7 protein-coding genes are annotated in these 9,358 nt (G+C 59.9%); all 7 read right to left on the reverse strand.

Annotated features, from left to right (window positions below; all coding sequences use genetic code 11):
• Positions 1 to 95: 95 nt before the first annotated feature.
• Positions 96 to 1,967 carry a SurA N-terminal domain-containing protein gene (locus tag PMI38_RS20240; RefSeq protein WP_008097929.1) on the reverse strand — a complete coding sequence of 624 codons (1,872 nt, stop codon included), beginning with the start codon at positions 1,965 to 1,967 and terminating at the stop codon, positions 96 to 98.
• A 183-nt stretch (positions 1,968 to 2,150) separates the two neighbouring features.
• Positions 2,151 to 2,423, reverse strand: a complete 273-nt coding sequence (gene hupB / locus PMI38_RS20245; protein WP_008097930.1) for a nucleoid-associated protein HU-beta — start codon at positions 2,421 to 2,423, stop codon at positions 2,151 to 2,153.
• A gap of 152 nt (positions 2,424 to 2,575) precedes the next feature.
• A complete protein-coding gene (gene lon, locus PMI38_RS20250) occupies positions 2,576 to 4,972 on the reverse strand; it encodes an endopeptidase La (protein ID WP_008097933.1) in 2,397 nt (798 codons plus the stop codon).
• 163 nt (positions 4,973 to 5,135) lie between these two features.
• The gene (clpX, locus tag PMI38_RS20255) at positions 5,136 to 6,419 is read right to left on the reverse strand and encodes an ATP-dependent Clp protease ATP-binding subunit ClpX (protein WP_008097935.1); all 1,284 of its coding nucleotides are present in this window, start codon (positions 6,417 to 6,419) and stop codon (positions 5,136 to 5,138) included.
• Positions 6,420 to 6,527: 108 nt separating this feature from the next.
• The gene (gene clpP, locus PMI38_RS20260; protein ID WP_008097937.1) at positions 6,528 to 7,169 is read right to left on the reverse strand and encodes an ATP-dependent Clp endopeptidase proteolytic subunit ClpP; all 642 of its coding nucleotides are present in this window, start codon (positions 7,167 to 7,169) and stop codon (positions 6,528 to 6,530) included.
• Positions 7,170 to 7,260: 91 nt separating this feature from the next.
• Positions 7,261 to 8,574, reverse strand: a complete 1,314-nt coding sequence (gene tig / locus PMI38_RS20265) for a trigger factor (RefSeq protein ID WP_008097939.1) — start codon at positions 8,572 to 8,574, stop codon at positions 7,261 to 7,263.
• Positions 8,575 to 8,820: 246 nt separating this feature from the next.
• Positions 8,821 to 9,120 carry a DUF6388 family protein gene (locus PMI38_RS20270; protein WP_008097941.1) on the reverse strand — a complete coding sequence of 100 codons (300 nt, stop codon included), beginning with the start codon at positions 9,118 to 9,120 and terminating at the stop codon, positions 8,821 to 8,823.
• Between the last annotated feature and the right edge of the window lie 238 nt (positions 9,121 to 9,358).

Genomic DNA, 9,358 nt, shown 5'->3' on the forward strand with positions numbered 1-9,358 from the left:
GCTCCCACAGGAATCGCGAGAGCTTTGGGGTTTACACAAAGCTCAGAAACGAAACAGGCCGCATTACGCGGCCTGTTTCGTTACCAGACAACCACTCAGTAGCGCGTGATGTCTGCGCTGCCTTCCAGCTGCTTGCGGTACGCCGCGAAGTCCTGCTGGCCAGCACGCGAAGCGAGGTAGCGGCGGATCTGCTGCTTCTCCTCATCGCTGGCGGACGCGCCTTCGTTGACGCCCTTGAGCTGCAGCACGACCAGGCTGCCATCGGCCAGGACCACACTGCCATACTCCGGCTTGTCCTTGGCTTGTGGCTTGGCAAGGCGGAACAGCGCCTGCAGCTCGGCGGGGTCGATGCCCTCCTGGCTGCGGGTGACCGCTTCGTAGGCCTTCCAGTTCTGACCATCCTGGCTCGCAGTGAGGGGGATCGAACCGTCACGCAGGCCGGCGATCAGCTTGTCCGCCTTGGCCTTGAGCTCGGCGGTCGCCTTCTCCTTGGCCAGGTGCTCGCGGATGTTCTTGGCCACGGCTTCCAGCGGCATCTGCTCAGGCTTGCGGTGCTCCTTGACGCGCAGCACCACGGTGGTTTCCGGGTCCAGCTCGATGGCGGTGCTGTTGGCAGCCTCCTCCAGCACTTCCTCGGAGAATGCAGCCTGGATCACGCCACGGTTGGCCGTGATGCCTTCACCCCCCTCACGGCCGAAAGGCGCCGAGGTATGTACCTTGAGGTTCAGGTCCTGGGCCGGCTGGGCCAGGTCTGCAGCCTCGTAGGCGGCGTCCTGCAGTTGCTTGGCGGCATCCACATAACGCTGCTCGACCAGCGGCATCTTCAGGTCGTGGGTCAGCTTGTCCTTCAGGCTGGCGAAGCTCGGCACTTCAGGCGCCTGCTTACCCAACAGCTTGATCAGGTGATAGCCGAAATCGGTGCGCACCGGCGCCGATACCTGCCCGTCGTTGAGCTTGTACAGGGCACTTTCAAATGCCGGGTCGTACACGCCTGGGCCTGCAAAACCAAGGTCACCACCGTTATTGGCGGAACCCGGGTCCTGGGAGAACTCCTTGGCCAGCGTGGCAAAGTCTTCACCTTTGGCCAGGCGTTGCTCGACCTCTGCGATGCGGGCCTTGGCCTGGTCATCGGTGACCTTGTCGTTGACCTCGATGAGGATGTGCGCCGCGTGGCGCTGCTCGCCGAGGTTGGCGATTTCCTTCTCGTACTGGGCCTTGAGCGCTTCGTCAGTGACCTTGACCTGGTCGAAGAACGCCGACTTCTTCAGCTCGACGTAGTCGATGACCACTTGGTCAGGGGTCATGAACTCCTTGGCGTGCTGGTTATAGTGCGCCTTGATCTCGTCATCGCTTACCTGAACCGCAGCCGGGTTGGCCTTGAGGGTCAGGGAGGCGAAATCGCGGGTCTGGTTTTCCAGGCGGGCGAACGCATCGACTTGCTGGTCGGTGACGAAGCTGCTGCCAGCGATACCAGTGCGCAGCTGGCCGATCAGCATTTCCTCGGCAAGCATGTCGCGGAATTGCATACGGCCATAGCCCATCTGGCGGATGACCTGGTCGAAGCGGTCGGCGTCGAACTTGCCATCGACCTGGAACTCAGGGGTCTGCAGGATCACTTGATCCAGCGCGGCCTCCGAGAAGGCGAACTTGGCGTCTTCAGCACCCTGCAACAGCAATTTGCGGTCGATCAGCCCTTTGAGCGCGGCATCGCGCAGCAGCTTTTCGTCCAGCATTGCCGGGTCGAAATCCTTGCCCAGCTGTTGCATCAGCTGGCGGCGCTGCATGTCGGCCGCTTGGCTCAGCTCGTTCTGGCTGATGGTTTGCCCGTTCACCTTGGCGGCGTCCTGGCTATGGGTGGCGGCCTGGAAAATGGCTTCGAAGCCGGTCAACGCCATCAGCACGACGATGAGGCCGATGATGGTCTTGGCAATCCAACCTTGTGAATTGTCCCTGATATTTTGCAGCATGCGTCCCCCAGAAACGGCTGTACCACTGCGTCGACAACCGCGGAGCGTGGGTAGAATCCTGATAAAAGAAAGGCGCATCCGAGGATGCGCCTTTTCTTAGCAAACGTGTCAGGCGGGAACGTTTGCGGCCCGCCTTCAGCGTGCTCGGACCCGGCCAGGCCAGGTCCGGCTGAAAGAGACGACTTAGTTGACGGCGTCTTTCAGGCCTTTGCCAGCCTTGAAGCCTGGAACCTTGGCGGCAGCAATCTTGATCGCATTGCCGGTTTGCGGGTTACGGCCGGTGCGCTCTGCGCGCTCCTTCACCGAGAAGGTACCGAAGCCAACCAGGACGACATCGTCGCCTGCTTTCAGGGCACCGGTCACGGAGTCGATCACAGCATCCAGAGCCTTGCCGGCGGCAGCCTTGGAAATGTCAGCCGATGCAGCGATAGCGTCAATCAGTTCCGACTTGTTCACTCTAAGTCCCCTTATTTCTCTATTGAGTTTGTTTCTAAGTATGTAATGAAAAGCTTATGAAACGTGCGCTGGGTGGCTTGTTGACAATAGCGTGCCGCTTTATAGCAAGGCCCCGAAAAAACTGTCAAGGAAAGCCCCCCAAGCAAAAACTGCTAATGCGTGCTGATTCTTTCCTTAGCATCGCCGTCGCGCTTTTCTTCTTTCGCGACAATCTCAGGAGCCACATCTGGCAAGGGCTCCGGGGCGTATTGCAGCGCAATTTGCAGGACTTCGTCAATCCATTTGACCGGTTTGATCTGAAGATCCTGTTTGATATTTTCCGGAATTTCCTTCAAATCGCGAACATTCTCCTCCGGAATGATCACCGTCTTGATTCCACCACGGTGCGCTGCCAGCAGTTTTTCCTTCAGCCCGCCAATCGCCAGAACCTGCCCACGCAGGGTAATTTCGCCGGTCATGGCGACATCTGCGCGCACTGGAATCTGCGTCAGCGCCGAGACCAGCGCGGTGCACATGCCGATACCGGCACTCGGACCATCTTTCGGCGTAGCACCTTCGGGCATGTGGATGTGCACGTCGTGCTTCTCGTGGAAGTCGGCGGCAATACCCAGGCTGCGGGCGCGGCTACGGACCACGGTCTGTGCAGCGGTGATGGATTCGACCATGACATCGCCGAGCGATCCGGTCTTGATCAACTGGCCCTTGCCGGGGATAACCACCGACTCGATGGTCAGCAGCTCGCCACCCACCTGGGTCCAGGCCAGGCCGGTCACCTGGCCGATCTGGTCCTGCTGTTCAGCCAGGCCGTAACGGAACTTGCGAATGCCCAGCAGGTGCTCGAGCTGCTCGCTGGTGACCTTGACCTTCACCTGCTTCTGCCCGGTGTGCTCCTTGACCACCTTGCGGCAGACCTTGGCGATTTGCCGCTCAAGGCCACGCACACCCGCCTCACGGGTGTAGTAACGGATGATGTCGCGAATCGCCGAGACGTCGATCTCCAGCTCTTCCTTCTTCAGTCCGTTGGCCTTGACCTGCTTGGGCGTCAGGTACTTGACCGCGATGTTGATCTTCTCGTCTTCGGTGTAACCCGGCAGGCGGATGACTTCCATCCGGTCGAGCAGCGCCGGCGGAATGTTCATCGAGTTCGAGGTGCACAGGAACATCACGTCCGAGAGGTCGTAATCGACTTCCAGGTAGTGGTCATTGAAATTGTGGTTCTGCTCGGGGTCGAGTACCTCCAGCAGCGCCGACGCGGGGTCACCACGCATGTCGCTGCCCATCTTGTCGATCTCGTCGAGCAGGAACAGCGGGTTGCGCACACCCACCTTGGTCATCTTCTGGATCAGACGACCCGGCATGGAACCGATGTAGGTACGCCGGTGACCACGGATCTCAGCCTCGTCACGCACGCCACCGAGGGCCATGCGAACGAACTTGCGGTTGGTCGCCGAAGCGATCGACTCGGCCAGCGAGGTCTTGCCGACGCCGGGCGGGCCGACCAGGCACAGCACCGGACCGCGGATTTTCTTGACGCGCTTCTGCACCGCGAGGTACTCGAGAATGCGTTCCTTGACCTCTTCCAGGCCATAGTGGTCGGCATCGAGGATTTCCTCGGCCTTGGCCAGGTCCAGGCGTACCTTGCTCTGCGCCTTCCACGGTACCTGCACGAGCCAGTCGAGGTAGGAGCGGACAACGGTGGCCTCGGCCGACATCGGCGACATCTGCTTGAGCTTGTTCAGCTCGGCCTGGGCCTTGGCCAGGGCATCCTTGGGCAGGCCAGCCGCTTCGATGCGCTTTTTCAGCTCTTCGACTTCGTTGTGGCCTTCGTCACCGTCGCCGAGCTCTTTCTGAATGGCCTTCATCTGCTCATTCAGGTAGTACTCGCGCTGGCTACGCTCCATCTGCTTCTTGACCCGGCCACGGATGCGCTTTTCAACCTGCAGCAGGTCGATTTCGGCGTCCAGCAGGGCCAGTACGTGCTCGACGCGGGTCGACAGATCGACGATCTCGAGGATCTCTTGCTTCTGCTCGATCTTCAGCGCCATGTGCGCGGCCATGGTGTCGACCAGACGCCCTGGTTCTTCGATGCTGTTCAGCGAAGACAGCACTTCGGCCGGGACCTTCTTGCCCAACTGCACGTACTGCTCGAATTGCGACAGCAGGGTGCGCACGAACACTTCCGATTCGCGCTCGGCGGCATCGGTTTCGTCGATCAGGGAGACTTCGGCACGGATGTGCCCTTCTACTTCGCTGAACCGCTCGACGGCACCGCGTTGCTCACCCTCGACCAGCACCTTGACGGTGCCATCGGGCAGCTTGAGCAGTTGCAAGACGGTCGCGACGGTGCCGACCCGGTACAGGGCATCTTCGCCTGGATCGTCGTCGGCTGGATTCTTCTGGGCCAGCAGGAGGATCTGCTTTTCGCCCGTCATCGCCGCCTCGAGGGCTTCGATTGACTTTTCACGCCCCACAAACAGCGGGATGACCATGTGCGGATAAACAACGACATCGCGCAATGGCAAGAGAGGCAAGTCGAGGGTGGTCTTCATGATTTCGCCTCTACAGCGGCCTTATGGCCGGAAACCGGTGGAAATGATGCTTGGACCTAATGTGGGGGCACGCCTGGGAAATTACAAGCGCTTGTATAGGAAAAGCAGAAAGGGGCCCGTAGGCCCCCTCCTGCTTGCAACCAGTACCCAACGTTCGCCTGAATCAGGCGTCGGGAGCGGCCTTGGCTTGCGGCTCGCTGTTCTCGTAGATCAGCAGCGGTTTCGACGTGCCTTCGATGACGCTCTCGTCGATCACCACCTTGCTGACCTCCTTCTGCGAAGGAATCTCGTACATGGTGTCGAGCAGCACGCCTTCGAGGATCGAACGCAGGCCACGGGCGCCAGTCTTGCGCTCCAGGGCCCTGCGTGCAACGGCCTTGAGGGCATCACTGCGGAACTCGAGGTCCACGCTTTCCATCTCGAACAGCTTGGCATACTGCTTGGTCAAGGCGTTCTTCGGCTCGGTGAGGATTTGCATCAGCGCCGCCTCATCCAGCTCGTCGAGGGTCGCCAGGACCGGCAGACGGCCGACGAACTCGGGGATCAGGCCAAACTTGACCAGATCGTCCGGCTCGACTTCGCGCAGCGATTCACCGACCTTCTTGCCCTCTTCCTTGCTGCGCACTTCGGCGCCAAAACCGATGCCACCCTTGGTGGAGCGGTTCTGGATGACCTTTTCCAGTCCCGAGAAGGCGCCACCGCAGATGAACAGGATATTGCGGGTGTCGACCTGCAGGAATTCCTGTTGCGGGTGCTTGCGACCGCCCTGCGGCGGTACGGAAGCCACGGTGCCTTCGATCAGCTTCAGCAACGCCTGCTGCACGCCTTCGCCCGAGACATCACGGGTAATGGACGGGTTGTCCGACTTGCGCGAGATCTTGTCGATCTCGTCGATGTAGACAATGCCCATCTGGGCCTTTTCCACGTCGTAGTCGCACTTTTGCAGCAGTTTCTGAATGATGTTCTCGACGTCCTCACCCACATAACCGGCTTCGGTCAGGGTGGTGGCGTCGGCAATGGTGAACGGTACATTCAACAGGCGTGCAAGGGTTTCGGCGAGCAGGGTCTTGCCCGAGCCAGTAGGCCCGATAAGCAGGATGTTGCTCTTGCCGAGTTCGACTTCGTCACCCTTCTTGTCACGCTGGTTCAGGCGCTTGTAGTGGTTGTACACCGCTACGGACAGCACCTTCTTGGCGCGCTCCTGACCAATCACGTACTGGTCCAGGATGCCGCTGATTTCTTTCGGCGAAGGCAATTTGTGCGCGCTGCTCTCGGCCTGGGCTTCCTGCACCTCCTCACGGATGATGTCGTTGCACAGGTCGACGCACTCGTCGCAGATAAATACCGAGGGCCCGGCAATCAGTTTGCGCACTTCGTGCTGGCTTTTGCCGCAGAAGGAGCAATAAAGCAATTTGCCGCTGTCCTCGCCGTTACGGGTGTCAGTCATTCGATCGATCCAATCCGGTAGGCTTGCAACACAAGATGAAGGCAATTGCGGGCTTTTTCAAGTCCGCAGGTAGGCGCTTTCGGCGCCTACCTGCTCTGGCACCTAGGTTCAGGAGACCAGTTGCCGCTTGTCGTAGACCGAGTCGATCAGGCCGTACTCGGCCGCGCGCGAGGCGCTCATGAAGTTGTCACGCTCGGTGTCGCGTTTGATGGTCTCAAGCTCCTGGCCGGTGTGGTAGGCCAGCAGCTCGTTCAGGCGCGCCTTGATATTGAGAATTTCCTGGGCGTGGATCTCGATATCGGTGGCCTGGCCCTGGAAGCCGCCCAGCGGCTGGTGAATCATCACGCGCGAGTTCGGCAGGCAGTGGCGCTTGCCCTTGGCACCTGCGGCCAAGAGGAAGGCGCCCATGCTGCAGGCCTGACCGATGCAGATGGTCGAGACGTCTGGCTTGATGAACTGCATGGTGTCGTAGATCGACATGCCAGCAGTGACCGAGCCGCCTGGGGAGTTGATGTACAGATGGATGTCCTTGTCCGGGTTTTCCGCTTCAAGGAACAGCAGCTGCGCCACTACCAGGTTGGCCATGTAGTCCTCTACCGGGCCAACCAGGAAGATCACACGCTCCTTCAACAGGCGCGAGTAGATGTCGTAGGCACGTTCGCCACGGGCGGACTGCTCGATAACCATCGGGACCAGGCCGCCTGCGGCCTGGATGTCAGAGCTCTGCTGAATATAAGAATTGCGGGACATGTCCTGCGCTCACTCCCAAATAGTCATGGCTTGAATACGCACAAGCCAGCGCGAAGGCTGGCTTGTGGGGGTTTCCTACGAGAGAAACGTATTACTCAGCTTCGGCAGGCGCCTGTACTGGCTTTACGGCATCTTCGTACGAGACCGATTTGTCGGTCACAGTCGCTTTCTGCAGAACAGTATCTACAACTTGTTCTTCCAGCACAACCGAACGGACTTCGTTCAGCTGCTGGTCGTTCTTGTAGTACCAGGAGATGACCTGCTCAGGCTCTTGGTAAGCCGAAGCCATTTCCTCGATCATCTCGCGAACCTTGGCGTCGTCCGGCTTCAGCTCGAACTGCTTGACCACTTCAGCGACGATCAGGCCCAGCACCACACGGCGCTTGGCTTGCTCTTCGAACAGCTCGGCCGGCAGTTGCTCAGGCTTGATGTTGCCACCGAACTGTTGAACAGCCTGCACGCGCAGACGGTTGACTTCGTTCTCCAGCAGGGCCTTGGGCACTTCGATCGGGTTGGCGGCCAGCAGACCGTCCATGACCTGGTTCTTGACCTTGGTCTTGATCGCCTGGCGCAGCTCACGCTCCATGTTCTTGCGAACTTCAGTGCGGAAACCTTCCAGGGTCGATTCCTTGATGCCGAACTGGGCGAAGAATTCTTCGTTCAGCTCTGGCAGCTGAGGGGCCGACACGCTGTTGACGGTGATGGTGAACTCGGCGGCCTTGCCGGCCAGGTCCAGGTTCTGATAGTCCTCAGGGAAGGTCACGTTGACAACGCGCTCTTCGCCCGCCTTGGCGCCAACCAGGCCGTCTTCGAAGCCTGGGATCATGCGGCCGGAGCCCAGTACCAGCTGGGTGCCCTTGGCCGAACCACCGGCGAAGGCTTCGCCGTCGATCTTGCCGACGAAGTCGATGTTGACCTGGTCGTCTTTCTCGGCGGCGCGCTCGACGGCCTCGAAGCGGACGTTCTGCTTGCGCAGCACTTCCAGCATGTTGTCCAGGTCGGCATCGGCCACTTCGGCGCTCAGGCGCTCGACCTTGATCGACTCCAGACCAGCAACGGTGAACTCAGGGAATACTTCGAAGATGGCGACGAATTCCAGGTCCTTGCCCTTTTCGAAGGACTTCGGCTCAACGGCCGGAGCACCAGCCGGGTTCAGCTTCTGCTCGACGATGGCTTCGTAGAAGGAAGCCTGAACCAGGTCACCGAAGGCTTCCTGACGGGCATCGGCTTCGAAACGCTGGCGGATCACGCTCATCGGCACTTTGCCTGGGCGGAAGCCCGCGACCTTGGCGCGCTTGGCAGTCTGCTGCAGACGCTTGTTGACTTCGTTCTCGACGCGCTCGGCCGGAACGGCGATGGTCATGCGGCGCTCGAGAGCGGAAGTGTTTTCAACAGAAACTTGCATGGATATTCCTCGTTGCACAGACGTTAGCCGGCGATAGCCCGACTCCAGAATCAAGGGCAAGCATTCTAGTGAGTCACGCAGCAGAAGTCACCCCACTCGGGACGACGGGAAACTACGCCGGTCGATTAGCTTCAAAGGCCCGCACGGCGTGCCGCCGGACCTCTTTATATAAGTAAGCTGCACAGCGCTTCAGGCGACGCGCAGCCGAAACACCTTGTCAAACAACTGCAGCCTGCGAAAACGCCCTTATTCCGGGTCGATTTCGTTGAACTGACAGTACTCTTCCCACTCCATGCCCAGCGCCTCGGCCACTTCGCGATGGGTTTCCAGGCGCATGGCCTGAAGCTGCTCGGGGCTTTCGGCGATCAGATGCAGCGCCAGCTCCCAGGGCTGGATGCCCTGCTCATCGGCTGCATCCTCGAATGCCCACTCGATCTGCTGGGCCTGCTCGCGCGCATCGAGCTCGCGGATTTCTTCGAGCAGTTGCGGGTTCGCTTCGGCAAACCGCTGCAGCGCCAGGGCCTGGCGGGCTTCTTTAGCAATCATGGGGCAATTCCTCTACCGGCCTACGGACCGGCGTTTCAACCGGCTGAAATCTATCAGCTTTTATTGGGGTGCCACCAGAGGATTACAAGGGGGATTGTGCGGTGGCAGCGATGCGCTCGCCTTGAGGATTGCGCAGATGCGCAAATCGAGCGCCGCCCGCGCGGCGCATCGCGAGCAAGCTCGCTCCTACATTTGTTGCAACGTACCTATGTCTGATAGGCCATGGTTGTCAGCCTTG

This window comes from Pseudomonas sp. GM84 (assembly GCF_000282535.1).
In the GTDB taxonomy this organism is placed as follows: Bacteria; Pseudomonadota; Gammaproteobacteria; order Pseudomonadales; family Pseudomonadaceae; genus Aquipseudomonas.